At 64.9% G+C, this 25,426-nt stretch carries 21 protein-coding genes; 12 read left to right on the top strand and 9 right to left on the bottom strand.

Annotated features, from left to right (window positions below):
- Positions 1 to 46: 46 nt before the first annotated feature.
- Positions 47 to 2,722, bottom strand: coding sequence for a glycosyltransferase (locus tag IVB31_RS12625; RefSeq protein WP_247322463.1), 2,676 nt, complete (start codon positions 2,720 to 2,722; stop codon positions 47 to 49).
- A 216-nt stretch (positions 2,723 to 2,938) separates the two neighbouring features.
- On the bottom strand, positions 2,939 to 3,529 hold the full coding sequence (locus IVB31_RS12620; protein ID WP_247322461.1) for a beta-1-3, beta-1-6-glucan biosynthesis protein: 591 nt from the start codon (positions 3,527 to 3,529) through the stop codon (positions 2,939 to 2,941).
- A 222-nt stretch (positions 3,530 to 3,751) separates the two neighbouring features.
- Between IVB31_RS12620 and IVB31_RS12615 the strand changes: the two genes are divergently transcribed.
- Positions 3,752 to 5,416, top strand: a complete 1,665-nt coding sequence (locus IVB31_RS12615) for a beta-(1-6) glucans synthase (RefSeq protein ID WP_247322458.1) — start codon at positions 3,752 to 3,754, stop codon at positions 5,414 to 5,416.
- Here IVB31_RS12615 and IVB31_RS12610 read toward each other — a convergent pair.
- The 3 genes from IVB31_RS12610 to IVB31_RS12600 form a co-directional block, all read right to left on the bottom strand.
- Positions 5,376 to 5,756 carry a hypothetical protein gene (locus IVB31_RS12610; protein ID WP_247322455.1) on the bottom strand — a complete coding sequence of 127 codons (381 nt, stop codon included), beginning with the start codon at positions 5,754 to 5,756 and terminating at the stop codon, positions 5,376 to 5,378. The two genes, IVB31_RS12615 and IVB31_RS12610, sit on opposite strands and share 41 nt — an antisense overlap.
- A 71-nt stretch (positions 5,757 to 5,827) precedes the next feature.
- Positions 5,828 to 5,986 carry a hypothetical protein gene (locus tag IVB31_RS12605; protein WP_247322452.1) on the bottom strand — a complete coding sequence of 53 codons (159 nt, stop codon included), beginning with the start codon at positions 5,984 to 5,986 and terminating at the stop codon, positions 5,828 to 5,830.
- Between the two features lie 148 nt (positions 5,987 to 6,134).
- The gene (locus IVB31_RS12600) at positions 6,135 to 7,511 is read right to left on the bottom strand and encodes a hypothetical protein (RefSeq protein ID WP_247322449.1); all 1,377 of its coding nucleotides are present in this window, start codon (positions 7,509 to 7,511) and stop codon (positions 6,135 to 6,137) included.
- A 177-nt stretch (positions 7,512 to 7,688) separates the two neighbouring features.
- Here IVB31_RS12600 and glmU point away from each other — a divergent pair, with 177 nt between their 5' ends.
- Both glmU and IVB31_RS12590 read left to right on the top strand, forming a co-directional pair.
- Positions 7,689 to 9,044: a bifunctional UDP-N-acetylglucosamine diphosphorylase/glucosamine-1-phosphate N-acetyltransferase GlmU gene (gene glmU, locus IVB31_RS12595; protein ID WP_247322439.1), complete on the top strand. Its 1,356-nt coding sequence runs from the start codon at positions 7,689 to 7,691 to the stop codon at positions 9,042 to 9,044.
- 46 nt (positions 9,045 to 9,090) lie between these two features.
- Complete coding sequence (locus tag IVB31_RS12590) at positions 9,091 to 9,276, top strand: dolichyl-diphosphooligosaccharide--protein glycosyltransferase subunit 2 (protein ID WP_247322437.1); 186 nt, start codon at positions 9,091 to 9,093, stop codon at positions 9,274 to 9,276.
- A gap of 8 nt (positions 9,277 to 9,284) precedes the next feature.
- Here the strand turns inward: IVB31_RS12590 and IVB31_RS12585 are convergent, their stop codons facing one another.
- On the bottom strand, positions 9,285 to 9,515 hold the full coding sequence (locus tag IVB31_RS12585) for a hypothetical protein (protein WP_247322434.1): 231 nt from the start codon (positions 9,513 to 9,515) through the stop codon (positions 9,285 to 9,287).
- Positions 9,516 to 9,741: 226 nt separating this feature from the next.
- Between IVB31_RS12585 and glmS the strand changes: the two genes are divergently transcribed.
- From glmS to IVB31_RS12570, 3 genes are all read left to right on the top strand, one after another.
- Positions 9,742 to 11,568 (top strand): glutamine--fructose-6-phosphate transaminase (isomerizing), encoded by a 1,827-nt coding sequence (glmS, locus tag IVB31_RS12580; RefSeq protein WP_247322432.1) that lies wholly within the window; start codon positions 9,742 to 9,744, stop codon positions 11,566 to 11,568.
- A 78-nt stretch (positions 11,569 to 11,646) separates the two neighbouring features.
- Positions 11,647 to 12,417: a DUF502 domain-containing protein gene (locus IVB31_RS12575; RefSeq protein ID WP_247322429.1), complete on the top strand. Its 771-nt coding sequence runs from the start codon at positions 11,647 to 11,649 to the stop codon at positions 12,415 to 12,417.
- 104 nt (positions 12,418 to 12,521) lie between these two features.
- On the top strand, positions 12,522 to 13,391 hold the full coding sequence (locus IVB31_RS12570; RefSeq protein ID WP_247322426.1) for an NAD(P)-dependent oxidoreductase: 870 nt from the start codon (positions 12,522 to 12,524) through the stop codon (positions 13,389 to 13,391).
- A 28-nt stretch (positions 13,392 to 13,419) separates the two neighbouring features.
- Here the strand turns inward: IVB31_RS12570 and IVB31_RS12565 are convergent, their stop codons facing one another.
- The gene (locus IVB31_RS12565; protein ID WP_247322425.1) at positions 13,420 to 13,935 is read right to left on the bottom strand and encodes an AAA family ATPase; all 516 of its coding nucleotides are present in this window, start codon (positions 13,933 to 13,935) and stop codon (positions 13,420 to 13,422) included.
- A gap of 178 nt (positions 13,936 to 14,113) precedes the next feature.
- On the opposite strand from IVB31_RS12565, the gene IVB31_RS12560 reads away from it, so the two are divergent.
- From IVB31_RS12560 to panE, 3 genes are all read left to right on the top strand, one after another.
- Positions 14,114 to 14,503, top strand: a complete 390-nt coding sequence (locus IVB31_RS12560) for a nuclear transport factor 2 family protein (RefSeq protein ID WP_247322422.1) — start codon at positions 14,114 to 14,116, stop codon at positions 14,501 to 14,503.
- 106 nt (positions 14,504 to 14,609) lie between these two features.
- Positions 14,610 to 15,440 carry a helix-turn-helix transcriptional regulator gene (locus IVB31_RS12555; protein WP_247322421.1) on the top strand — a complete coding sequence of 277 codons (831 nt, stop codon included), beginning with the start codon at positions 14,610 to 14,612 and terminating at the stop codon, positions 15,438 to 15,440.
- 154 nt (positions 15,441 to 15,594) lie between these two features.
- The gene (gene panE / locus IVB31_RS12550) at positions 15,595 to 16,524 is read left to right on the top strand and encodes a 2-dehydropantoate 2-reductase (RefSeq protein ID WP_247322419.1); all 930 of its coding nucleotides are present in this window, start codon (positions 15,595 to 15,597) and stop codon (positions 16,522 to 16,524) included.
- Here panE and recG read toward each other — a convergent pair.
- Positions 16,521 to 18,629: an ATP-dependent DNA helicase RecG gene (gene recG / locus IVB31_RS12545; protein WP_247322415.1), complete on the bottom strand. Its 2,109-nt coding sequence runs from the start codon at positions 18,627 to 18,629 to the stop codon at positions 16,521 to 16,523. The genes panE and recG overlap by 4 nt on opposite strands.
- Positions 18,630 to 18,812: 183 nt before the next feature.
- Here recG and IVB31_RS12540 point away from each other — a divergent pair, with 183 nt between their 5' ends.
- From IVB31_RS12540 to IVB31_RS12530, 3 genes are all read left to right on the top strand, one after another.
- A complete protein-coding gene (locus IVB31_RS12540; RefSeq protein WP_247322413.1) occupies positions 18,813 to 19,103 on the top strand; it encodes a succinate dehydrogenase assembly factor 2 in 291 nt (96 codons plus the stop codon).
- Positions 19,100 to 22,618, top strand: coding sequence for a transcription-repair coupling factor (gene mfd, locus IVB31_RS12535; protein WP_247322410.1), 3,519 nt, complete (start codon positions 19,100 to 19,102; stop codon positions 22,616 to 22,618). The genes IVB31_RS12540 and mfd overlap by 4 nt, the downstream gene beginning before the upstream one ends.
- A 281-nt stretch (positions 22,619 to 22,899) precedes the next feature.
- Complete coding sequence (locus IVB31_RS12530) at positions 22,900 to 23,880, top strand: ETX/MTX2 family pore-forming toxin (RefSeq protein WP_247322409.1); 981 nt, start codon at positions 22,900 to 22,902, stop codon at positions 23,878 to 23,880.
- Positions 23,881 to 24,154: 274 nt separating this feature from the next.
- On the opposite strand, the gene IVB31_RS12525 is transcribed toward IVB31_RS12530, so the two are convergent.
- A complete protein-coding gene (locus tag IVB31_RS12525; protein ID WP_247322407.1) occupies positions 24,155 to 25,378 on the bottom strand; it encodes a GGDEF domain-containing protein in 1,224 nt (407 codons plus the stop codon).
- Positions 25,379 to 25,426 lie beyond the last annotated feature (48 nt).

Below are 25,426 nucleotides of genomic sequence, written 5' to 3'. Positions count from 1 at the left end.
CAGGACTTTCAATCACGGGCCCAGACGCCTGAGTTCGGCCAGCTGGTCAGTTGGCTTCCCGCCGGACCTCGTTCGGCACCGGCAAAGGCTGCGGTGTGCCCGCGGGGGTCGGCAGCGCGACCGGGCGCAAGCCGATCAGCTCGGCGGTGCGGATCGCGCTGTCGCGCCAGAACTGAAACGAGTTGATGCGGCTGAGCTCGAGGATGGCGATGGCGACCGCGGCCAGGAACGGCAGGCTTTGCAGCACCAGCACGCCCGCGAAGATGTAGATCTCGGTGATCTGGCGGTAGCTGTTGGAGGCGATCAGCACGCCGGTGCCGATCAGGAGCAGGGCGCCGATCACGGCTTCCCAGAACGCCTGGAACTCGATCGACATCCTGCTAAGGCCGCCCTTGGAGGTGCGCGCGAACGCGATGTGCTCGGTGATGAGGCCCTGCGCGACCGCGCGTGACACTGTCCACTGCACGCTCATAGCGGCGATCATCGCGCCCAGCATCTGGCCGGGCTTGATCGCGACGCGCGCGCGGTACATCGACAGGAAGTGCGCAAGCGAGACGACGAAGGCGCCGATGATCGGCAGCGTCAAAATCTTGTCGGGAATGGCGATGTCGGCGAAGGCGACGATCGGCACCCAGATGAGGTTGAGCAGCGCCACGACCACGCCGAGGCTTTCGGCGCCCAGCCAGTTCAGCCAACCGAGGCCGTATTCGCGCTTCTGGTCCGGCGTCAGCCGGCTCCTTCCGGGCAGGAAGTTCCGCCAATGCTTCTTGACAATCTGGAGGCCGCCATAGGCCCAGCGGTGACGCTGCTTCTTGAACGCCTCGTAGGTGTCGGGGAGCAGACCCTGGCCGTAGCGGTGGTTGGTGTAGTGGGTGGTCCAGCCGAGTTGCTGAATCGACAGGCCGAGATCCGAATCCTCGCAGATCGTGTCGCTCGACCAGCCGCCGGCCATGTCCATCGCGGCGCGGCGGATCAGGCACATCGTGCCGTGCACGATGATGGCGTTGGTCTCGTTGCGCTGGACCATGCCGATGTCGAAGAAGCCGGCATATTCGCCGTTCATGATGTAGTGCATGATCGACAGATCGCCGTCGCGATGCTCCTGCGGCGCCTGCACCAGGCCGACGCGCGGATCGGCGAAAGCCGGCACGAGGTCCTTCAGCCAGTCGGGATCAACGACGTAGTCGGCATCGAGGATGCCGATGATCTCGGCGTCGACGGCGGTGCGGTCCATCGCGATGCGCAGTGCGCCGGCCTTGAAACCCTGCACCTTCTCGGCGTTGATGAACTTGAAGCGTTCACCGAGCGTACGGCAATGGTCCTGGATCGGCTGCCAGAAGGCGGGGTCCGGCGTGTTGTTGATGATGACGACGCATTCGTAGTTCGGATAGTTTAGCCGCGACAGCGCATCGAGCGTCTGCTTGAGCATCTCGACCGGCTCGAAATAAGCGGGGATGTGGATCGAGACTTTTGGAAAGTAGTTCTCGGGCACGTTCTCGACCGGCTTGCCCTTCGTGAGCAGCCGCTGCAGCGGCCGGCCGAAGGCGACGGCCGCGATCTCGTCGATGCGGGCCATGGCGATGAGCACGAGGGGAACAAGCAGGATCATGCCGAGCGTCAGCGCGAACGCCGAGCCGAAGATGAAATAGTGCCCGTTCCAGAAGGCGAACACGGTGGCGGCCCAGGCGCCGACGCCGTTGGCGGTGGCCGACAGCAGGAAGGCCTGTCTTGCGGTCGGCTGCTCCAGCCGCAGGATCGGCAGCGAGAGGAGAACGCCGACCAGCAGCGCGACCGTCATCAGCTTCCAATAGTCGGGATTTTCCACCGGTCCGGTCCAGGCGAATTTCGGCTCGCGGCTGGCGTTGAGGATGCCCCAGTACGGACCGACGCCGCCTTCGAAATATTTCCAGGGCTGATCGATGGCTTCGACGATGTTGTATTCCATGCCGATGGCGTCGGCGCGGCTGACGAAGTTGCGCAGCGTCAGGGCCTGCTGGAACGGACCGGGGTCGGCGTTGCGTAAATTGTAGCCCGCGCTCGGCCAGCCGAACTCGGCGATCACGATGCGCTTGCCGGGGAACAGGTTGCGCAACAGATTGTAGCGGTCGACAGCCTGGTCGACCGCCTGGTCCGAGCGGAAGTTTTCCCAGTAAGGCAGCACGTGGGCGGCGATGAAATCGACGTTGGAGCCGAGGTCGGGATTGTCGCGCCAGATGTTCCAGATCTCACCGGTGGTCACGGGCACGCGGACCGCGCCCTTGACCTTCTTGATCATCTCGATGAGGTCTTCGACCTTCTGCTCGCCGCGGTAGATCACCTCGTTGCCGACGACGACGCCGTTGACGTTGCTGTTCTTGCGGGCGAGCTCGATCGCGGCCTTGATCTCGCGCTCGTTACGATCCTTGTCCTTGTCGATCCAGGCGCCGACGGTGACCTTGAGGCCGAACTCGGCGGCGATCGGCGGCACCAGTTCGACGCCGCCCGTGGATGAATAGAGGCGGATCGCGCGTGTCATCGTCGACAGCGTCTTCAGGTCGGCGCGGATTTTCTCCACCGTCGGAATGTTGTCGATGTCCGGATGGGCCGAGCCCTCGAACGGCGCGTAGGAAACACTGGGCAGCAAGCCCTTGAAGTCGGGCGCGGGTTCCTTGTCGCGCAGGACTCCCCAGAGGCCGGCGTGGAGCGCGGACACGAGCAACAGAACGGCGGCGACAACGCGCATCGCGGCTAAACCAAAAGGGGCTGAGGTGGCAGGGAAGCGGATCCGACCCCGAGATCCGACCGAGTCCGCGGCAAATGGAGCATATCTCTGTCGCGAAGTTTCACAACTGTCATGGCCTCATGACCGTATGAGGGCGTGGCCAGTTTCGGAGTGCGCGGCAGTGCCAATTGCGTCTATGGCCGACCGTTCCTGAACGCGGGCTGAAGCCACCCGCGGCTATTTCGGGGGCGCCGGCGATGGGCTTGCCGCAGGCGAGGGGCTCGCGGCTGGTTGTGGCTGCGAATTGCCGGCGGCTGGTGCCGCCGGCTGGGAGGCCGCGGCTGCCGCCTGCTGCGGCTGGGAGGCCGGGTTGATCCAGCAAGCATGCACACGGCTGTCCAGGGTCTCGGCGACCTTGGGATCGATCTGACCGCCGAAGCGGGTCAGGCAGCGGAAGGCGGCCTGGATGTGGCCGCCGGGGCAGCCGAAGCGGTCGTAGAGGTCGAGATGGCGGAATGCGGTATCGAGATCATCCCGCCACATCAGCCGCACCACGCGCCGGCCGAGCCAGACGCATTCGGGGTTGCCGGCCGGGCCGTTGATGACTTGGGCCGCTTCGGCGAACTCGTCGGTGCGGCGCTGGTTCTGGGCGGCATCCTTGGCGGCGTCGGCGGGCTGGGCGGCTGCCTTGCTCTGGTCCGGGGCGGGCGTGCCGCTCTGGGCGGAGGCTGCACCCAGACCGACCATGACGAGAAGGGAGGAAACGGCCAAGGTGGCGGCCAACTGCCGCAGGACCGCATTTCGTAACTCGAACACCCGTTGCCGCATGAATTCCCCAATATATTCACTGACCGTCCGCGCCAGGACCTCGCGGACCCGCCGGTGATGGCGTCCAAATGGGTCTCCAATGCGGCGGAAAAGTCCTTCCGAGTCCATGGCCTGAATTTCGAATTTTGTCCAGCAAAGTCACGATCCTAGGCCGCTGTCGTACGGCCGCAGGTAAATTCCTCGGGGGAGGGATGGATCCATTCCGGAGTCACCCCTTGGCAGATGGCGTGCGAGCAGGTAATCGACGGCCCTTCGCGGAGGACGGAACCGATTTCTCTTCGTACGCCACTGGCGCTTCTGCTCGTTTCCCTGGGTGCGATTGCGGCCGTGTGGTGGTGGCTTGCCACGCCGATCACGCTCGCGCGCGCCCCGATCGATCCCGCCGACAAGGTCCAGTGCGTCTCCTACGCGCCGTTCCGCGGCGAGCAATCGCCCCTGAACGCATGGACCCATATCGAGGCCGACCAGATCGAGCAGGACCTGCGCCAGCTCAAGGAGATCACCGACTGCGTCCGCACCTATTCGATGGAGAACGGGCTCGACCAGGTGCCGGCGATCGCCGCCAGGATCGGCGGGCTGAAGGTGCTCCAGGGCATCTGGCTCTCCAGCAACCGCACCAAGAATTTCGAGCAGGTCGCACTCGCCATCCGCCTGACCAAGGATTTCCCCGGCATCATCACCAGCGTGATCGTCGGCAACGAGGTGCTGCTGCGCGGCGAGATGACCACAGGCGACCTCGTCTCCATCATCCGCTCGGTCAAGGCGCAGGTCGGCGTGCCGGTCACCTATGCCGACGTCTGGGAGTACTGGCTCAGGAACCGCGAGGTCTATGACGCCGTCGACTTCGTCACGATCCACATCCTGCCCTATTGGGAGGACATTCCGGTGCGCGCCAAGTTTGCCGCCGCCCATGTCGAGCAGATCCGCGAACGCATGGCAGTCGCGTTTCCCGGCAAGGAGATCCTGATCGGCGAAACCGGCTGGCCGAGCGAGGGGCGCATGCGCGATGGCGCGCTGCCGTCGCGCACCAACCAGGCGCGCGTCGTCTCCGAGATCCTGAGTCTGGCGAAGGCGCAGAAATTCCGCGTCAATCTGATCGAGTCCTACGACCAGCCGTGGAAGCGCAAGCTGGAAGGCACCGTCGGTGGCTATTGGGGCCTCTACGACTCGGTGCGCCGGAGCCTGAAATATCCGCCGGGCGAGCCGATCAGCAATTTCCCGTACTGGAAATGGTACATGGGCGCCGGCATGGGCCTCTGCGTGCTGGTGTTCGCGGTCGCCGGCCTGACATTGCGGCGCAGACCCTGGACGCCGCGCTTCTCGGCCTGGCTCGGTGTGGCGATCTCGGCGACCTCAGCGGGCATCCTGCTCGGGATCGGCGCCGACAAGATGTACTATGAGAGCTATGGCATCGGCGGCTGGCTGCTCTGGGGTGCGCTGCTTCTGGCCGGTATCCTGTCGCCGATCTTCTGCGCGCAGGCGATGGTTATCGGCCGCAGCCTTCCGACCTTCCTCGATCTGCTTGGTCCGCGCGAGGGCCGGAAATGGTCAAAACTCACCGCCGTGCTCGGTCTCACGCTGGCGGTGAGCGCGGTGATCGCCGCTCAGACCGCACTCGGCTTCGTGTTCGACCCCCGCTACCACGACTTCCCCTACGCCTCGTTGACGATGGCGGTAGTGCCGTTCGCAGCTCTGATGTTGAATCGGCCGCAGATCGGCCAGCGTCCGATCGCGGAGTCCGTATTCGCCGGCGTGCTGACGCTGTCGGCCGCCTACGTGCTCATCAACGAGGGCCGCGACAATTGGCAGTCGCTGTGGACCTGCGCGATCTATCTGTTGTTCGCACTCACGCTGTGGCGGGCGCGGGCCGAGCAAATCCAAGGATGAACAGGCCGATCGCCAGGCCCGACAGCACGACATTGTAGAGCACGATGCCGAGGCCGGCGGCGATGATGCCGACGGTGAGCAGCACGATCGACGGCCGCATCAGATTCAGCGTCGCCACCACCAGCGCCACGATGCCGAACACCGAATTCTTGAACAGCACGGTCGAGACCGCGCGCGCCTTGCAGATCGGCGTCTGAAGTCCGGCGTCGCAGGCGAGCCCGACAGTCGAGTTCTCGATGCCGAGATAGCGCAGATAAAGCGCATAGCCGACGGTTGCGAAGCCGACGACGATCAGGAACTGCACCTGGTAGGGCGTGAGGCGGAAGGGCTTCTTTGTCATGGCGGCAATATGGTCGGGATGAAGGGAGGGGGCAACAGGGGAGGTGGAGATTTCTGTTCGACTCCGAGCTATCAACCCTGGCGTTTTTGCGTCTGTCGGCTCTGTTCGCCCAACCCGCGTTCATACCTTTCAGCCAATGCAAGCAATCGCTTCTTGATGTAGGGATCGGCTTGGTCCGCCAGTTCGCGGATCAACGCGAGGTGCTCCCGCAGGAAGTTTTCGTCCGTCATCTCCGCTCCGAATCGAGGTCGTCGCGGATACTGCCGTTTTGTCGCCGGCGCGTTCGTATCATTTGGTACGTTGACCCGACCGATATCGCCGGTGCGGAAGCGGGCCTCGTGTTCCGGACGCGCGTCGCTCCAGGACCCGCGCGAATACCTACCGCCTGAAGAACGACGACAACGTCGATCCCGCGGACGCCGTCTCCGGCTTGGTTTGAGCGGCCGGCTGCGGAGCCGCTGGTGCCGGCGCGGGCTCCTCGCGCTTCGATGAGCGTTTTGTGGAGTAGCTGCGGCGGTGCTTGTCCGGTTTTGCGGTCGGCGCGGGGGCAGGGGCAGTCTCGGCTTGCGGCACCGGGTCCTGGGTCTTGTCGGAGTTTTTCTCCTGAACCCTGTCCTGCGTCTTTTCCTGCCCCTTGTCTTGCCCCTTATCCGAGCCGCGCAGTGACAGGCGCTGGCCGTCGAACACGGTGGTCTCGCAATGGCGGTCGTTTTCGGCGAGGCCTGCGCAGAGTTTTGCGGCGGCGGCGGCGTTGATCAACGGGCCGGCCCCTAGGCGAAGCTGCATGCCGAGGCCGGTGCTGCCTTCCTTGATCATGATGATCGGCCGCAGCGCTGCGATCTCCGGATTGGACTTGCTCAGCCCGCGCCAGAGCGCGCGCAGGCCGTCGAGCGAGTTGGCGCCGCCGAGTTCGATGGCGAAGCGCGTTTGCTGAACTGCGATCGCGGGAGCCTCGCTCTCGGTTGCTTCCGGCGGCTTCGCCGCCACAGCAGCGACTTCGGTCGGAGCGGGCGCAGGATCAGGCTTTTTCTCAACGGGCTTTTCAGCGGCTTCAGGCTGAATCAGTTTCGACGCGGCCGGATCGGGCGGCGCCATGATCGACTTGGACGGCACCAGCGGAAGCATCGGCAGTGCCGACGTTGTCAGCGGCGCCTGCGACATCAGCGAAGCTGCGGCCGCGCTCTGTGGCGGCGGGCTCGACGGCTCCTTTGCGGCGTCCTTCGACGAGTCCTTGGCGATCTCGATGCGCGACTTGTCGCCGGCAGCGGCCGGTGTCGAGGCGACTGGAGCAACGGTGGGAGCCGGCGGCCCGACCAAAGCGAGCGCATCCGGCGACTTCGAGGCGGGCGCCTGCGGCGGTGTGGTCGTCTGCCTGGCGAGGGCGCCGGTGACGGAATCGAGCCCTTGCTCGAGCACGGTGACGCGCGAATAGAGCCGGTCGCGATCGGTGTTCAGCGTCTCGATGGCGGAGGCGAGCCGACGCGCCTCGTTCTGGCTCTCCTTGGTCAGGATCTGGAGCCGGTCGGCCTGGCGCGCGAGATCAGCGGCCGCAACCTGGTCGCGCCGCCAGCCGAGCTGGGCCTGGTTGGCCAACACGGCAACCACCACGGCGCCGACGGCCGCCACGCTCCACGCGCCCAGCCGCCACATCATGCCGCGATCGAACGAACTCTCCTCGGCCACAAGTCCGGAGAACAGCCCGCCGGTCTCCTTGTCGCCGAAGGCATCCGCCAGTGGATCGGAATCCTTTTTCATGAACGTTTAAGTGCCCAGCCCCTGTCCGGCTTCCCCGAATCAATCAGGGAACATTAGCAGTAAAAGTGCGTCCCACTTGAACTCCGGGCGTTTGCGGGGGTAGCAAGGCGACAGCTCATGAGCGCAGCCTGCCGCCCGCCGGCGCCAATTGATTCGGCCGTATCTGACAGGATTTCGATGACCGCCCGTTCCAGCCTCACGATCGTGCTTGCCGCCGGCGAAGGCACGCGTATGCGCTCACAGCTGCCGAAAGTGCTGCATCCGGTCGCACACCAGAGCCTGCTCGCCCACGTGCTCGCCGCGTCACCCAGGGGAACCGGTACCTCGCTCGCGGTCGTGATCGGACCCGACCATCAGGCGGTGGCGGACGAGACAAAGCGCATCCGCCCCGACGCGCTCACTTTCGTGCAAAGTGAACGGCTCGGCACCGCGCATGCGGTGCTGGCGGCGCGCGAGGCCATTGCGCGGGGCGTGGATGACCTGCTGATTGCGTTCGGGGACACGCCGCTGATTTCGGCCGAGACCTTTGCACGGCTGCGCGCGCCGCTCGCCAAGGGCGCTGCGATCGCCGCGCTCGGTTTTCGCGCCGCTGACCCCACCGGCTATGGCCGCTTCATCGTCGAAGGCGACCGCCTGGTCGCGATCCGCGAGCAGGCGGATGCCAGCGCCGAGGAGCGCAAGATCGATCTGTGCAATGCCGGCGTGATGGCGATCGACGGGCGGCGCGCGCTGGCGATCCTCGACAAGATCGGCAATGCGAATTCCAAGGGCGAATATTATCTGACCGACGCGGTCGGCATTGTCAGCGAACAGGGATGGGATGCCGTGGTGATCGAGACCAGCGAGGACGAAGTGCGCGGCATCAACACCAAGGCGCAGCTCGCCGAGGCAGAAGCCGTGATGCAGGCCCGCCTGCGCAAGGCTGCGATGGAAGCCGGCGTGACGCTGATCGCGCCGGAGACCGTGTATCTGTCCGCTGACACAATGTTCGGCAAGGACGTCACCATCGAGCCGTTCGTGGTGATCGGCAAGGGCGTCTCGATCGCCGACGGCACGGTGATCCACTCGTTCTCGCATATCGTCGAGACTACGCTCGGCAAGAACGTGTCGATCGGACCCTACGCGCGGCTGCGGCCCGGCACCTCGCTTGGTGACGGCGCCCGCATCGGCAATTTCGTGGAGACCAAGGCGGCGACGCTCGAGGCCGGCGTCAAGGTCAACCATCTCTCCTACATCGGCGACGCCACCATCGGCGCCAATTCCAACATTGGCGCCGGCACCATCACCTGCAACTACGACGGCTTCAGGAAGCACAAGACTGTCATCGGGCAGGGCGCCTTCGTCGGCACCAATTCCTCGCTGGTCGCACCGGTGACGATCGGCAATGGCGCCTATATCGGCTCGGGTTCGGTGATCACCCGCGATGTGCCCGACGACGCGATGGCGCTGGAGCGCAGCCCGCAGACCATCCGCGAAGGCGGTGCTGCGCGCTATCGCGAGATGAAGGCGCGCGGCAAGAAGCTCGAGAAGTGAGCGGCCGAGTGCCGATCCTGATCGGTGTTGCTAGGACTGCGCGCGCATGGGCGATGACGAGGACTGGTATCTGATCAAGTTTGTCGTCGAGCGCGTCATCACGCCGCCGGGACAATGGGTATTGGAACAGCTCGGCGACCCCCGCCCAACCGAGATCGCATCGCTGTTCACCGGGCTGGCATTCTGGGCGTTCGTTGTCTTCCTCGTGTTCGCCCTGGTGCTGGGGTGGTGAGACTTCCCCTAGTCGTCGTCGGCGACTTCCGAGAACATCGCCCGCTTCAAGCGCCAGCCGCGCGGCCTGGCGCGCTTGACCGGTTCGCCGGCGGCCTGCGTGACGAGGACAGGCTTGCTTTCCCTGCCTCGCTCCATGGCGCGCTGGGGCGGCGGCCAATGCGCAAGGTGCGTGCCCGTGGTCTCGCTTGCGTGCACGAACGTCGATGACAGGCCTTTGCGGTCGGACGAGCCTTTCATGGCCTTACTCCCCTTGCAGGGAAATCGTTGGCCAAATTCATTGACAACAAGTTAATACGCGCGGTCTAACGTCGGCCAATTCGACGCGGGGCGAAGCAGGAGACGAACCTGCGCTCGCTGTCTCAATCGGCAATAATTATTGAGTATCTGGTTCCTTAGGAACTTCGCTAAAAACCGGGCGCGTCGTTTAGGCGATTTTTCGACGATTTGGGGGATAGTGATCCGCATGTGCGGGATTGTCGGCATTCTCGGGCGCGAACCGGTTGCAGAGCAATTGGTGGATTCGCTCAAACGTCTTGAATATCGCGGCTACGATTCCGCGGGCGTCGCCACGCTCGAAGGCAAGCATCTCGAGCGCCGCCGCGCCGAGGGCAAGCTGAAGAATCTGGAGAAGCGGCTCGAAGCGGAGCCTCTGAAGGGCACGACCGGCATCGGTCATACCCGCTGGGCCACCCACGGCAAGCCGACCGTCAACAATGCCCACCCGCACGCGACCGAGCGCGTCGCGGTCGTCCACAACGGCATCATCGAGAATTTCCGCGAGCTGCGCGAGGAGCTCGAGAAGAAGGGCGCGGTGTTCCGCACCGAGACCGACACCGAGATCGTACTGCATCTGGTCGACGATCTGCTCGCGCGCGGCAACAAGCCGGTCGAGGCGGTGAAGCTGGCGCTGGCGCGCTTACGCGGCGCCTTCGCGCTTGGCTTCATCTTCGCCGGCGAGGACGACCTCATGATCGGCGCCCGCAACGGCCCGCCGCTCGCGATCGGCTATGGCGACGGCGAGATGTATCTCGGCTCCGATGCCATCGCGCTCGGCCCGTTCACCGACACGATCAGCTATCTCGAGGATGGCGACTGGGTCGTGCTGACCCGCAACAGCGCAGCAATTTTCGGCAAGGACGGCCAGGCCGTCCAGCGCGACAAGATCAAGCACGCAGCCTCGACCTCGTTGGTCGACAAGGCGAATTATCGCCACTTCATGGCGAAGGAGATCCACGAGCAGCCGGAAGTGGTCGGCCACACCCTGGCGCGCTATGTCGACTTGGCGACCGAGCGCGTCTCGCTGCCGGTCAAGCTGCCGTTCGACTTCAAGAACATCCAGCGCATCAACATTACGGCCTGCGGCACCGCGAGCTATGCCGGCTTCGTCGCAAAATACTGGTTCGAGCGCTTTGCGCGCGTGCCGGTCGAGGTCGACGTCGCCTCCGAATTCCGCTACCGCGAGGCGCCCTTGCGCAAGGGCGATCTCGCCATCTTCATCTCGCAGTCGGGCGAGACGGCCGACACGCTGGCGGCGTTGCGCTATGCCAAGGCCGAGGGCGTGCACACGGTTGCCGTCGTCAACGTGCCGACCTCGACGATCGCGCGCGAGAGCGAGACCGTGCTGCAGACGCTGGCCGGCCCCGAGATCGGCGTCGCCTCGACCAAGGCCTTCACCTGCCAGCTCATGGTGCTCGCGAACCTTGCCATCGCGGCCGGCAAGGCCCGCGGTGAGCTCTCCGACGAGGACGAGACCAAGCTGGTCCATGGCCTCGTCGAGATCCCGCGCCTGATGTCGGCTGCGCTCACCACCGAGCTGCAGATCGAGAAGCTCGCGCGTGAGATCGCCAAATCGCGCGACGTGCTCTATCTCGGCCGCGGCACCAGCTTTCCGCTGGCGCTCGAGGGCGCGCTGAAGCTGAAGGAAATCTCCTATATCCACGCTGAAGGCTATGCCGCCGGCGAGCTCAAGCACGGGCCGATCGCGCTGATCGACGAGACCATGCCGGTCGTCGTCATCGCGCCCTACGATCGCGTGTTCGAGAAGACCGTCTCCAACATGCAGGAGGTCGCCGCCCGCGGCGGCAGGATCATCCTGATGACGGACGCCAAGGGCGCGGAAGAGGCGACGGTCGAATCGCTCGTCACCATCGTCATGCCGGACATGGCGGCAGCCTTCACGCCGATGGTCTATGCGGTGCCGGTGCAGTTGCTCGCCTATCACACGGCGGTCATCATGGGCACCGATGTCGACCAGCCGCGCAACCTCGCCAAATCCGTGACCGTGGAATAGGCAGAAGGGATCGGTCGCGCTCTTCCAAAACCTGCTAGAAGCCCCTAGCTTGATTTGAGCGACCGACCTGGAACCCGAATGACCACCCGTGACGACGCGCCTGCGCCTCTTGATCCCCTGCCGGAGCCGCATACCGGCCTGATGGGCCGTTTCCGGAGATATTTCCTGACCGGCCTGGTCGTGACGGGGCCGATTGCGATCACCCTCTATCTGGTCTGGTGGTTCGTCACCTGGGTCGACGGCGTGGTGCGGCCGTTCGTGCCGCTGGCCTATCGGCCCGAAACCTATCTGCCCTACGTCATTCCCGGCTGGGGACTCGTTGTCGCATTCTTCACGTTGACGCTGGTCGGCTTCCTCGCCGCCAATTTGATCGGCCGGACGCTGGTCGATGTCGGCGAGACCTTCCTCGGCCGCATCCCGGCGGTGCGCGCCATCTACCGCGGCCTGAAGCAGGTGTTCGAGACGCTGTTCTCGGGCAAAGGCTCGAGTTTCCGCAAAGTCGGCCTGGTCGAGTTTCCCTCGCCGGGCATGTGGTCGATCGTGCTGATCTCGCAATCGCCGAACGAGGACATCTCCCGCAGCCTGCCGGGCCAGGAGGACCACGTCTCGGTGTTCCTGCCGTGCTCGCCGAACCCGACCACCGGCTTCTTCTTCTACGTGCCCAAGAGCAAGATCATCGAGCTCGACCTCAGTACCGAAGACGCAGCCACGCTGATCATGTCGGCCGGCGTTGTGCAGCCGGGGCAGGCGCCCGACCCGAAGAAGGCGGCGGCACTCGCGGGCATGGCGAATGCCGCGCGCATTGCCAACGCCTCGGCGCTCCATCCCCAGCCCGCGAAGGTGGAGTAGGGCCATTCCTCCCAGGGATGGCCGCCGGTCACGCGGGCGTGGCGTCCTCTGCTAGTCTCCGGTTGAACCGAGCGGGTTGCTCGACATTCGAACTGGAGTGCACGATGTCCAAAACGACGTCAAAGACCATCGCGATCCTCGCACCCGGTGCCATGGGCAGCGCCGTGGCCCGCCGCCTCGGCGAGCACGGTGCGCAAGTGCTGACGTCGTTGAAGGGTCGGAGCGAGGCGACGCGCAAACGCGCGGCGGATGCCGGCATGATCGGCGCCGAGGACGACGCGATCGCGGACGCCGACATCATCCTCTCGATCGTGCCGCCGGGCGAAGCCGTAGCGCTCGCCGAGCGGCTGGCGGGGCTGATCGTCCGGCGCGAGAAGAAGCCGGTCGTCGTCGATTGCAACGCCGTCAACGTCGATACCGTGATGAGGATCGAGGAGATCATCGGCTCGGCACAGGCGCCGTTCGTCGATGCTGGCATCATCGGATTCCCGCCGCAGCCCGGCGGCAAGAGTCCGGCCTTCTACATGTCTGGCGAGCATGCCGGAGAGGTTGCGGTGCTGAAGGACTTCGGGCTCGACGTGCGGATCGTCGAAGGCCCGGTCGGCGCGGCGTCGGCTTTGAAAATGTCCTATGCCGGCATCGTCAAAGGCCTCGCCGGCATCGGCTCGGCGATGGTGGTCGCGGCAACGAAAGCGGGCGCGGCCGATGCGCTGCGTGACGAACTCGCACTGAGCCAGCCGGCGATCCTGGCCCGGCTCGAAGTCGCACTGCCGGACATGATCCCGAAAGCCTATCGCTGGGTCGCGGAGATGCGGGAGATTTCCGGCTTCCTCGGACCCGATCATCCCGCCAGCCAGATTTATGAGGGTTTTGCGCGCTGGTTCGAGCATCTCGCCGAGGATGCGAAAGGCGAGGGTGCGGAAACCGACCTGATGAAGGCGTTCGCTGCGCGTGTCGCGCAGAAGAAAGCCTGATCGTCCGGTCTTACGTCACGGCCATCGATCATCTGCCGTGCACCGAATCCAGAAAACCCTGGATGTCTCGATCGCGTCTCAAACGCACGACCGGGACGTCAGCGCCATACTGCACACGCTCGGCTTCGATGACAGGCGCGCGCTCGGTCTCGTAGCGCCACGCCTCCCGCATCAATTTCCAGTCGAACTGTTCGGAGCATCCCTCCGGGATATCAGGGCGGGTCTTGTCGCGATCGAAAGCCGAGCGCCAGAGAATGCGCCACTGGCAAAGCCAGCGCGGGCGATCGATGACGACCAGAGTATCGGCGCGCGCGAGCGTGATATCGAAGGCAAGTCCCGAGAAGCTGCCGTCGACAACCCATTCGTCGCCCGCGATCGCATCAGTGACGCGCGTTCGAAAGCTCTGTTTGTCGGATGCTGTCCAGCCCGGCCGCCAGTAGAGCACGTCGAGATGGACCACGGGCAGCCCGAGCTTTTGCCCGAGATTCCGGGAGAGGCTCGTCTTTCCGCTTCCCTGGCAGCCAACGACGATTATCCGGCGCATCGCCGCAGGGTTCCATAAAGTCGGGCCCAGGGAAAGAGGACGCCTTCCGAACCCGCTTTATTACCTGGCATGTAATTGAGCCAATTCGCGGCTTGACTACTCTCCCGGTCATCCACCCGACAGGACGCATTCAATCAAGCCTCCTGTCGCGCGTGTGTCAGTGCATGAGGAGAGAGATATGCAAGTCGTGTTTACGAAGAAAGACCCGCCGCAATGGCTGCTCGGCATGTGGAAGGAGATCGACGACAAGACTTTCGGACGAGGTTTCGACTGCTTCACGGAAGACGCCGTCTGCAATCTCGGTGTCGCCGATTGGAAGGGGCGCGAAGCGATCCGCGCCAATCTGAAGGCGTTCATCGACACCGGCTTCACCGCGCTGCATCACGTCACCGAATATTGGGATGCCGGCTCCCTGAAGGTATTTCGCGGTGTCGTGGACATGACGCCCGATAATCCCTCGATGAAAACGGTGCATCCCACCATGACGCACTTCTTCTACATGGACGAGGCGGACGACACCAAGGTACGGCACTGGGTCGGCGCCGTCGGGCCGGTCGCCTTCGGTTGATCGCCTCGAACCTGCTACGATCGGCGGCGGCGCCTCGGATGAACCGACGCACCGCCGCCGATGCGCGTTGACGATGCTGCACATCGACAGGAAGGATCAGTCGGAAATGAAAGCTGTGGCCAGCGCCCTCAAGACACGCGCCAATTCCGCGGGCGCGCTCCTGCGTCAATGGCGGGATATTCGCGGCAAGACACAGCTCGACCTGTCCTTCGACGCCGGCGTCTCGCAGAAGCACATCAGCTTCGTCGAGAGCGGGCGCAGCGTTCCGAGCCGCCAGATGCTGCTCGATCTTGCGCAGGCCCTCGACGTGCCCTTACGCGAACGCAACGAGCTGCTGCTGGCCGCAGGCTACGCGCCGTCCTATCCCGATCCCGCGCTCGATACGCCTGCCATGACGAACATCAACCGCGCCCTGCAACGGATGCTGCGCCAGCACGAACCGTTTCCGGCCATCGTCATGGATCGGTACTGGAACGTGCTGATGACCAACGAGGCCGCGCCGCTGCTGTTCAACTGCTTCATCGACATGGCCGCGCGGCCGGCGCCCCGGAACCTTTTGCATCTCATGTTTGATCCGAACGGCATGCGTCCCTTCATCGCGAACTGGACGCAGACGGCCCGCGGCCTGCTGGCACGGGTGCATCGCGAGGCGGTTGGGCATGTCGTCGATTTGAGGACGAAGGCGCTGCTGGAGGAGCTGTCGCGGTACCCCGGCGTCAAGCCGGAATGGCGCGCGCCGTCGGCCTCCGACGCGATGCCGATGATCCCGCTCAGTTTTGTCAAAGACGGCGTGACGCTCGACTATTTCTCCTTGATCACGACGGTCGGAACACCGCAGACCGTGACGGCGGAAGAGCTGCGGCTGGAGTGCATGTTCCCCGCCAACGAGGCGACCGAGGCAGAGCACGGCAAGTTCTTGCGCGCGCATGCTGGGTGAGGGGGCGTCGCCCCGATCAACGTCCGCAGAGCTCCATCCGCACCGTCATTGCGAGCGTAGCGAGGCAATCCCGAGTCCCTCCGCGCAAAGATTCTGGATTGCTTCGCTACGCTCGCAATGACAAGAATGGTCGCTGCATGCAGTGGGAGTTCGAATGAGAGTGCTGGTGATCGGCGCGGGAGCGCTCGGAGGCTATTATGGAGCTTGCCTGGTCCGAGCGGGCGCTGACGTGACCTTCCTGGTGCGGTCGAAGCGCGCGGAGCAATTGCAGCGGGACGGATTGAGGGTCGTGAGCCCGCATGGCGACTTTGCCCTGCAGCCGAAGATCCTGCTGGCGAACGACATCAAGGAAACGTTCGACGTCGTGCTCGTCGGCGTGAAAGCCTATTCGCTCGACGACGCCATGAGCCAGTTTGCCCCGGCCGTCGGTGCCGGCACGATGATTCTGCCGATCCTCAATGGGTTGAAGCATATCGACGCCCTGACCGCACGGTTCGGCGCCGCGCAAATCCTGGGCGGGTTGGCGAACGTCAGTGCCGGGCTCGATGCGGACGGTCGTGTCGTTCAGTTCATGGCCAATCAGACGATCGTCTTCGGCGAGACCAAGGGGGCGTTGAGCGAGCGTGTGCTCGCGCTGGAGTCACTGCTTAAGGTCCCCGGCATCGACGCGCGCGCCAGCGCATCGATCATCCAGGATATGTGGGAGAAATTCGTCCAGCTGACGACGCTCGCCGGCATCACCTGCCTGATGCGTGCCAGCATTGGCGACATCTTGACTGTGCCGAACGGCGAGGAATCGATCTTCCGGCTGTTTGCAGAGAATTGCGCCGTTGCGACGGCGTCCGGTTTCGAACCGAGAGCTCCGTTCATCGAGTTCGACCGAAAACTGTTCACGACCCTGGACTCGCCGCTCAAGGCCTCGATGCTGCGGGATATCGAGCGCGGCTCGATGACCGAGGCGGAGCATATCCTCGGCGATATGGCCAATCGCGCCCGTGCGCTCGGCATCGACACGCCGCTCCTGGATCTGGCCCGCGCGCATGTGGCGGCCTACGAAGTCGGGCGACGAAGAGCGGCCGGTTAACCCGCCCCGATCAGCGGGATCGCCTCGTCGCGCTCGTACAGATACAGCAGGCAGCGCAGCGCCTCGCCGCGCTCGCCCTTGAGCTTCGGATCGTCCTTGAGGATGCGGAGCGCCTCGTCGCGGGCCTGGGTGATGAGCTGGGCATGCACCTCCGAGCGCGCGATGCGGTAGCCGGGCAGGCCGCTCTGGCGCACGCCGAGGACGTCGCCTTCGCCGCGCAGCTTCAGATCCTCCTCGGCGATGCGAAAGCCGTCGGTGGTCTCGCGGATCACCTTCAGCCGCGCCTTCGACATCTCGCCGAGCGGCTCGGAGTAGAGCAGCAGGCAGGTCGAGGCCTCCGAGCCGCGCCCGATGCGGCCGCGCAGCTGGTGTAGTTGAGCAAGACCAAAGCGTTCGGCGTTCTCGATCACCATGATGGTCGCCGCCGGCACGTCGACACCGACCTCGACCACGGTGGTCGCGACCAGCAGCCCGATCTCGTGGGCGGCGAACTGGCCCATCACGCGGTCCTTCTCGGTGCCCTTCATCTGGCCGTGGACAAGCCCGACGCGGTCGCCGAAGCGCTTTTGCAAACTCTCGAAACGTTTGGTCGCATTGGTCAGGTGCTCGGTGCCCTCGGCCTCGGATTCTTCGACCAGCGGGCAGATCCAATAGACCAGCTTGCCTGCCTGGAGCGCGCGGCCGACGCTCTCGGTGACCTCTTCCAGGCGGCTCATCGAGATGGTGCGGGTTTCGATCGGCTGGCGTCCGGCCGGCTTCTCGCGCAATTCGCTGATGTCCATGTCGCCGAAATAGGTCAGCACCAGCGTGCGCGGGATCGGCGTTGCGCTCAGCACCAGGACGTCGACAGCCTCGCCCTTCGACGTCAGCGCCAGCCGCTCGCGCACGCCAAAACGATGCTGCTCGTCGACAATGGCGAGGGCGAGGTCGTTGAAGATCACATCGTCCTGGATCAGCGCGTGGGTGCCGACGAGCAGGTCGATCTCGCCGACTTCGAGTTGTGCCAGCAGTTCCCGGCGCTCCTTGCCCTTTTCGCGGCCGGTGAGGATCGCGACCCGCATGCCCGCGCGCTCGGCGAGCGGCGCGATGGTCTTGATGTGCTGGCGGGCCAGGATTTCGGTCGGCGCCATCAGCGCAGCCTGCTTGCCGACCTCGGTAACGGCGGCGGCGGCCAGCAGCGCGACCACGGTCTTGCCGGAGCCGACGTCGCCCTGGAGCAGGCGCAACATGCGCACGGGTTGTTGTAGATCGTTCGCGATCGCCGCGGCCGCGTCGCGCTGCGAAAGCGTCAGCGCATAGGGCAGGGCGTCGATGATCTTGTTGCGGAGGTGCCCGTCGCCGGCATTGCGCACGCCGGCTGGCCGGCGCAATTGCGCGCGGATCAGCGCCAGCGCCAGTTGACCGGCCAGGAGTTCGTCGAAGGCAAGGCGCGACCAGAACGGCTGGTCGGGCAGGATGTCCGTGAGCTCCACCGGCTGGTGCACGCGGTTGAACGCTTCCGCGATCGGCGGGAAGTGGCAACGGCGGAGCACGTCCGGGCTGATCCATTCCGGCAGCGCGGGCAGCTTTTGCAGCGCCTGCGCGACCGCGCGGCGCAGCGAGCCGATCGCGAGCCCTTCGGTGAGCGGATAGACGGGATCGATGCCGGAGAGTTTTGCGAATCCCTCCTCGTCGATGACGCGGTCGGGATGCACGATCTGCGGGATGCCGTCATACATCTGCAGCGTGCCGGAGACGAAGCGCTTCTCGCCCATCGGCAGCAGCTTTTCGACATAGCCGGGCTTGGCGCGGAAGAAGGTCAGCACCACGTCGCCGGTGTCGTCGCTGGCGTAGACCAGATAGGGCGCGCGGGCGTTGCGCGGCGGGGGCGGGCGGTGGCGGTCGACGGTGACCTCCAGTGTCACCATGGTTCCCTGGACGGCGTCGCGGATTTTTGGCCGCGCCCGGCGGTCGATGACCTGGCTGGGCAAATGCAGCAGCAGATCGACCAGCCGCGGCGTCTCGTTGCGGCTGAGCAAATATTGCAGCAGCTTGTCCTGCTTCGGACCGACGCCGGGCAGGCTGGTCACGGCGGCAAACAGCGGATTGAGCAGGCTGGGGCGCATCAGGCGAATCTAGGATCGTTTCGGCCCGTCATGCCCGGCTTTATGCTGCGCATCCACGGCTTTTTTCGTGTCCACACGGGACATCGAGCCATGCCAAATCGAGGGCTGACATGGCCACCTCGAGTGGCTATATCACCCCGGCCCGGCACGTCCGGGCTTTTGGCGTTTGACTGGAATTGAGACATGACGGGAACGACACGATCGAGCAACGGGCTGGACGACCGCCGCAAGCGGCTGCTGTTCCGCTGCTGGCACCGCGGCACGCGCGAGATGGACCTGATCCTCGGCCGCTTCGCGGATGCCGAGATCGGCAATCTGTCCGAGCCTGAATTGACCGAGCTCGAGACCCTGCTCGAAGAGTCCGATCCCGACCTCTATGCCGCCATCACCGGTGACAAGGTGCTGCCACCTGATGTCACCGGCGCACTGTTTGCCCGCATCAAGGCGTTCCCGATTACGGACGGCAATCTATGAAACCGGGTTTGAAGTCGCCGGCCGAGCTGCTTACGCCCGGCCGCGCGCTGACGCTTGCCAATGTCGCGGAAGGCGCCGAGGGGCTCGTCGTCTCCGATCTGGCGCGGGCCATCGCGGCGCGGCCGAAGAAACCGGCCGTCAGCCTTGCTGTGGTCTGCCGCGACGGCGCGCGGATGCAGCAGCTCGAACGCGCGCTGCAATTCTTCGCGCCCGATCTGCCGGTGCTGACCTTCCCGGCCTGGGACTGCCAGCCCTATGACCGCGTCTCGCCTCACGGCGGCGTCCTGGCCCAGCGCCTGACCACGCTGGCACGGCTTGCGTCCTTGACGGGCAGCGACAAGCCGCTGATCGTCCTGACAACGGTGAACGCCGTCGTGCAGCGCGTGCCCGCGCGCGAGCTCGTCGCGGCGCAGGCGCTGTCGGTCGCGCCCGGCAATGTCGTGCCGATGGACACGATCATCGCCTGGCTCGAGCACAATGGCTACAACCGTTCCTCGACCGTGCGCGAGCCCGGCGAATATGCCGTGCGCGGCGGCATTCTGGATCTGTTTCCGGCCGGCCTCGACCAGCCCGTCCGCTTCGACTTCTTCGGCGACAGCCTGGAATCGATCCGCACGTTCGATGCCGAGACCCAGCGCACGCTGCTCGACATGCGCGCGCTCGATCTCGTGCCGATCTCGGAGTTTCAGCTCGTCACCGACACCATCCGCCGCTTCCGCATGGGCTATGTCGCCGAATTCGGCGCGCCCGAGCGCGACGATGCGCTCTACGAGGCCGTCAGCGAGGGCCGCCGTCATCCCGGCATGGAGCACTGGCTGCCGCTGTTCCAGGACCGCATGGACACGCTGTTCGACTATCTGCAAGGCGCAGCCGTTGCGATCGAGCCGCAGGCCGAGGACGCCATCCGGGAGCGCTTCAAGCAGATCCTGGACTATTACCAGGCGCGCCGGGAGGCGATGGAGCATCCGGGCGGCGGCGCCATCTACAAGCCACTGCCGCCTGACAGGCTCTATTTGACCGAGGAAGAATGGGGCAAGCGCGAGAGCGAGATGCCGCTGGTGCGGCTGACGCAGTTTTCGGTGCCTGCCGATGGTACCAGCGTCGTCGATGCCGGCGCGCGCAAGGGCCGCGACTTTGCGCCGGAGCGTAACGACAGCACCGTCAACGTGTTCGAATCCGTCGTCGCGCATGTGATGGCGCTGCAGGCCCAGCGCAAGAAGGTCGTGATCGCGCTGTGGAGCGAAGGCTCGCGCGATCGCATGATCTCGATGCTGCGCGACCACAAGCTGACCCACACCACCAGCGTCAACAGCTGGCGAACGGTGCAGGCCACCCCGCGCAACGAGACCATGCTCGCCGTGCTCGGCCTGGAGAGCGGTTTCGAGACCGACGAGATCGCGCTGATCAGCGAGCAGGACGTCCTCGGCGATCGTCTGGTGCGGCCGCGCAAGGCCAGCCGCAAGCTCGACAATTTCATCTCGGAGGTGACGAGCCTCGCCGCCGGCGACATCGTGGTCCATGTCGATCACGGCATCGGCCGCTTCATCGGCCTGCAGACGCTCGACGTCGCCGGCGCGCCGCATGACTGCCTCGAGCTGCATTATGCGGCGGAAACAAAACTGTTCTTGCCGGTCGAGAACATCGAGCTGCTGTCGCGCTACGGCTCCGACCAGACCACGGTCGAGCTCGACCGTCTCGGCGGCTCCGGCTGGCAGACGCGCAAGGCCAAGCTCAAGAACCGCATCCGCGAGATCGCGGGCGAGCTGATCAAGATCGCCGCCGAGCGGCATCTGCACGAGGCGCCAAAGCTGCCGGTGCAGCCGGGCCTCTATGACGAGTTCTGCGCGCGCTTCCCCTATGACGAGACCGAGGATCAGCTTGGCGCGATCGAGTCCACGCTGAAGGACCTCGAACTCGGGCGTCCCATGGACCGGCTGATCTGCGGTGATGTCGGCTTTGGCAAGACCGAGGTGGCGCTCCGTGCCGCCTTCGCAGTCGCGCTCGAAGGCAAGCAGGTCGCGGTCGTGGTGCCGACCACGCTGCTCGCCCGCCAGCACCACAGGACGTTCACCGAGCGCTTCAAGGGATTCCCCGTGCAGGTCGCACAGGCCTCGCGGCTGGTGCCGGCCAAGCAGCTCAACGAGGTCAAGAAGGGGCTTGGCGACGGCTCGGTCGACATCGTCGTCGGCACCCACGCGCTGCTCAGCAAGTCGATCAAGTTCCGCGATCTCGGCCTGCTGATCGTCGACGAGGAGCAGCACTTCGGCGTCACACACAAGGAACGGCTGAAGGCCCTCCGCTCGGAGGTGCATGTGCTGACACTGTCGGCGACGCCGATCCCTCGCACGCTTCAGTTGGCGCTCACCGGCGTTCGCGAGCTCTCGATCATCGCCTCGCCCCCGGTCGACCGTCTCGCGGTGCGCACCTTCGTTGCCCCGCATGATCCGCTGATGATCCGCGAGGCGCTGTTGCGCGAGCGCTATCGCGGCGGCCAGGCGTTCTACGTGGTGCCGCGCATCGACGACCTCGCCGAGGTCAAGGATTTCCTCGACAAGAACGTGCCGGAGATGAAGGTCGCGGTCGCGCACGGGCAGATGCCGCCCGCCGTGATCGAGGACATCATGACCGCGTTCTACGACGGCAAGTTCGACATCCTGCTGTCGACCACCATTGTCGAATCCGGCCTCGACATTCCCAATGCCAACACGCTGATCGTGCACCGCGCCGACATGTTCGGGATCGCCCAGCTCTACCAGCTCCGCGGCCGCGTCGGCCGGTCCAAGCTGCGGGCCTATGCGCTGTTCACGCTGCCGGCGCAGCAGAAGATCACGGCGCAGGCCGAGCGCCGGCTCACCGTGCTGCAATCGCTGGAGACGTTGGGCGCGGGCTTCCAGCTCGCCTCCCACGACCTCGACATTCGTGGTGCCGGCAACATCCTGGGCGAGCAGCAGTCCGGCCATATCAAGGAGGTCGGCTTCGAACTCTACCAGTCGATGCTGGAGGAGGCGATCGTCAACCTCAAGGCCGGCGTCTCCGAGCCTGCCGCCGACCGCTGGTCGCCGTCGATCACGATCGGCATGCCCGTGCTGATCCCGGAAGACTATGTCGGCGATCTCTCGGTACGGCTATCGCTGTACCGGCGTCTGGCCGATCTCGACAGCGAGGAGGAGATCGAGAACTTTGGCGCCGAGATGCGCGACCGCTTCGGCGTGCTGCCGGACGAGGTGCGCTATCTGTTCAAGGTCGCCGCGATCAAGGCATTCTGCCGCCAGGCCAATGTCGGGAAGATCGATGCCGGCCCGAAGGGCGCCGTCATCGCCTTCCGCGACAATTCCTTCGCCCATCCCGAACGGCTGGTGTCGTTCATCAAGAGCCATGGCCAAGCTGCCAAGGTGCGTCCCGACATGAAGGTGGTGTTCCTGCAGGACTGGGAAACGCCGGAAGAGCGCCTCGCCGGCACCACCGAGATCATGCGGCAGCTGGCGCAGCTTGCACAGAGCAAGAAGGCGGCGTAGGGGCGCTGCTCCTACTTCACTGTTGTGCCCAGAAGAATGTAATCTCTCGCTGCGGGCGGTCTTATGCAATTGTTGCTGCGTCGATCCTATTTCGTCGTGGAGAGACAAATGAATTCCAGGCCATCCGACAATTTCGAGTCAGTCCTGTTCGGTTTCGACCGGCAAACCGCAACGACTTTTAGGATATTGTGGTGCAGTTCACACGCTGAAGCTGTGTCTCCCGTTAAAGTGCCGCTGCTGACGTGTCGCTGGTGACGTGTCGCCCAGAGGGAGATCCTGAAATGCCGAGCCCCTATGATCCCGTCGAGAATGTCGCTTACACGCTGGAGCCCACGGGAGGCCTGAGCGGAAACAAGAAGTATTTGAGCACAAGGGGCGATGGCTCGTTGGTAGACCTATGGCCGCAGGTCGATCCGCAAGCGCCAAAGCGCCAGCATTGGTTGTTCGTTCGCCGGGTGGACAAGGGAGACAACGTCTACGAAATTCATGTCGCTGGCAACGTCACGCCCAAGGCGAAATACTTCCTCAGCTGCAATGATTCGGGCAATACCGTCGATCTCTGGACCAGCGAGGACGGGTCAGGCCGTCAGCTCTGGAAGCTCGTCCGATCAGACGAAGGCTGGTTCACGATCCAGGTGTTCGGCGGCGTCGGCGGTTCGCGCAAATTTCTGTCTTGCAGAGACGATGGCGGCCTGGTCGATCTGTGGGACAGCGAAGACGGCTCCGGCAGGCAGCAATGGCTGCTCGTGCCCGAAGACCTCGAGCTCATCAAGCTGGAGATGGATCAGACGCGGACCGGGACGATCGCCACGCCGGGATACGTCGATCACGTCACGTTGTTCAACCCGGGCGCCACGACACAATCGATGACTGCGCATTTCACCAAACGAGCGCAGGAAACATCCAATTTCCAGCAAGAGTACGGGATCGGGATAAAGTACGGGGAAGAGACCAAGGTCAAGGTTGGCTTCGCCGAGGAATCGGTTTCGTTTGAAGTTTCGATGTCCGCGAAATGGTCGTACGGAAAAAGCCAGACGGAGGAAGACAGCCGTACGTATGATTTCCCCGTCGTGGTGCCGCCGAAGACAAAGATGGTCGCAACGGTGATGGTCGCATCGACCAAGGCCGATGTTCCTTACGTGGCCACCGGACGATCGGCGATGACCGGACAGGAAGTGAAGATCCGCGGAACGTGGAAGGGCGTCCTGCTCGGCGACATCTCTGTCGAATACAAGTCGGTGCCGCTCACTGAAGATGCGTGAAACTGCGAGCCCATTTCGTAAGTCCGGCGGTGGGGATTATGGCGCTACGCCCACCGCCTGGCGACGGCGACCGTGCGGCGGCCAGACGCTCGTAGCAATTGCGAGGAACAGCGCTTCGCAATGTCCGACATCGAGCGATCATTCCCGGGGATGACGCCCGAGCAGCGAGCGCGCGGTCTGGGACAGGCAAGATCGATAGTGTGCCCACCACATTCGCCGTCGGAAAAGATGGTGGGCACGGCGCGTTGCGCCTTTGCCCGCCCTACGAGAGCCGTTACGACGCAGCCCTTGATGCGTCCGCTGACAGCCGCCCGAGCAACGACCTTGCCGTATCCGACGGCGACAGCGAATCCACGCTGACGACGGGTTCGCTGCGCATCTCGTGCTTGCCATTGGACGTGTGTCGCATCACCGCCGATAAACGGCGGGCGATCATGTGCGCGGTGCGGAAGTCGGTCTCCGCGAACACGACGATGACCGAGCCATCATTCTGGGCGGCGCCAAAATCCATCTGCCGCATCAGGCGGCTTAGAATACGCGCGGCATCGAGCTGGGCGCGGGAACTGCCGGGATCGAAGGCGAAGCGTGCAACCGAGAGGCCGCCGCCACGGGCGAGCGTCTGCTCGACCGCCTTGGCGAAGTCGCGGGCAAAAGCTTCCACCGTGAGCAGGCCGCTGCGCGGGTCGAGCCAGCCGCCGGCATCGATCGAGCGCAGCGTGCGGCTCAGTTGCGCTTCCATGGCGTGCTGACGGATCAAGGGCAGCGCGTTGGCGGCGACTTTCGCCGGCTCGCCCGGGATCAGTTCGAGATTGGGCAGATCGTAAGTCTGCGTGAGCTGATGCGCGGTGAGGACCACGGGCAGGCTGCGGAAGCGGGTGTCCTCGGCGAGCACCGTGAGGAAGGCATCGGTCACCCGGGCCGTGAAACCCTCGGCCAGCACGACGCCGTCGAGGTCGCGGGTGTTGAGATGTTTGGCCGCAGCCTCGATCGAGAGCGCGCCGATGACGCCGAGGCGCTCGCCGAGCGCGACGGAGAGCGCAGGGTAGGCGGCGCCGCGGCCGATCAGGAGCACTGTGGCATCGCGTGTGGGATCGGCCTCCGGCAGCGCGACTTTGACCTCCGGCAGCCGGCGCAGCACCGTGGCATGAAGCGTGCGGATGCGCAGCGCGGCGCGAAGCCGCGCGATCAGGCGGTCGGAATGGCCGCCGCGCGTGGAGAAGGGCAGGGCGTTGTGCGGGAGGGCGCCTGCTGCGTCCAGCACCACGAAGGGAAGATAAGGCGATTGCTCCGCGATCTTCTTTGCGAGCAGCGCCAGATGCGGCTCGTGCCCGGCATGCATCGCGGCGAGAACAACGGCCGGCTGCACCTGCTCGACCGCGCGTGCCGCGCCGGCCCAGCCGGTGTCGACCACGGGGAAGAATCGCGCCTCGTCCAGCGCCGCAATGAAGGCCGGCCGCTCGGCATCGGACACAAACAGGATGGGGCCGGCCTGGGACATCGAGAAACTCTGATCACGCAATCGATGCCGCGCAATCTAGTCCGGCCG

Source organism: Bradyrhizobium sp. 21 (genome assembly GCF_023073335.1).
GTDB lineage: Bacteria > Pseudomonadota > Alphaproteobacteria > Rhizobiales > Xanthobacteraceae > Bradyrhizobium.
This window is presented reverse-complemented; position numbering and strand designations above follow the sequence as displayed.

Bases quoted from the DNA above. Each gene is read 5' to 3' on its own strand.
- IVB31_RS12625 (WP_247322463.1), bottom strand. From the start codon at position 2,722: ATGCGCGTTGTCGCCGCCGTTCTGTTGCTCGTGTCCGCGCTCCACGCC.
- IVB31_RS12620 (WP_247322461.1), bottom strand. From the start codon at position 3,529: ATGCGGCAACGGGTGTTCGAGTTACGAAATGCGGTCCTGCGGCAGTTG.
- IVB31_RS12615 (WP_247322458.1), top strand. From the start codon at position 3,752: ATGGCGTGCGAGCAGGTAATCGACGGCCCTTCGCGGAGGACGGAACCG.
- IVB31_RS12610 (WP_247322455.1), bottom strand. From the start codon at position 5,756: ATGACAAAGAAGCCCTTCCGCCTCACGCCCTACCAGGTGCAGTTCCTG.
- IVB31_RS12605 (WP_247322452.1), bottom strand. From the start codon at position 5,986: ATGACGGACGAAAACTTCCTGCGGGAGCACCTCGCGTTGATCCGCGAA.
- IVB31_RS12600 (WP_247322449.1), bottom strand. From the start codon at position 7,511: ATGAAAAAGGATTCCGATCCACTGGCGGATGCCTTCGGCGACAAGGAG.
- glmU (WP_247322439.1), top strand. From the start codon at position 7,689: ATGACCGCCCGTTCCAGCCTCACGATCGTGCTTGCCGCCGGCGAAGGC.
- IVB31_RS12590 (WP_247322437.1), top strand. From the start codon at position 9,091: ATGGGCGATGACGAGGACTGGTATCTGATCAAGTTTGTCGTCGAGCGC.
- IVB31_RS12585 (WP_247322434.1), bottom strand. From the start codon at position 9,515: ATGAAAGGCTCGTCCGACCGCAAAGGCCTGTCATCGACGTTCGTGCAC.
- glmS (WP_247322432.1), top strand. From the start codon at position 9,742: ATGTGCGGGATTGTCGGCATTCTCGGGCGCGAACCGGTTGCAGAGCAA.
- IVB31_RS12575 (WP_247322429.1), top strand. From the start codon at position 11,647: ATGACCACCCGTGACGACGCGCCTGCGCCTCTTGATCCCCTGCCGGAG.
- IVB31_RS12570 (WP_247322426.1), top strand. From the start codon at position 12,522: ATGTCCAAAACGACGTCAAAGACCATCGCGATCCTCGCACCCGGTGCC.
- IVB31_RS12565 (WP_247322425.1), bottom strand. From the start codon at position 13,935: ATGCGCCGGATAATCGTCGTTGGCTGCCAGGGAAGCGGAAAGACGAGC.
- IVB31_RS12560 (WP_247322422.1), top strand. From the start codon at position 14,114: ATGCAAGTCGTGTTTACGAAGAAAGACCCGCCGCAATGGCTGCTCGGC.
- IVB31_RS12555 (WP_247322421.1), top strand. From the start codon at position 14,610: ATGAAAGCTGTGGCCAGCGCCCTCAAGACACGCGCCAATTCCGCGGGC.
- panE (WP_247322419.1), top strand. From the start codon at position 15,595: ATGAGAGTGCTGGTGATCGGCGCGGGAGCGCTCGGAGGCTATTATGGA.
- recG (WP_247322415.1), bottom strand. From the start codon at position 18,629: ATGCGCCCCAGCCTGCTCAATCCGCTGTTTGCCGCCGTGACCAGCCTG.
- IVB31_RS12540 (WP_247322413.1), top strand. From the start codon at position 18,813: ATGACGGGAACGACACGATCGAGCAACGGGCTGGACGACCGCCGCAAG.
- mfd (WP_247322410.1), top strand. From the start codon at position 19,100: ATGAAACCGGGTTTGAAGTCGCCGGCCGAGCTGCTTACGCCCGGCCGC.
- IVB31_RS12530 (WP_247322409.1), top strand. From the start codon at position 22,900: ATGCCGAGCCCCTATGATCCCGTCGAGAATGTCGCTTACACGCTGGAG.
- IVB31_RS12525 (WP_247322407.1), bottom strand. From the start codon at position 25,378: ATGTCCCAGGCCGGCCCCATCCTGTTTGTGTCCGATGCCGAGCGGCCG.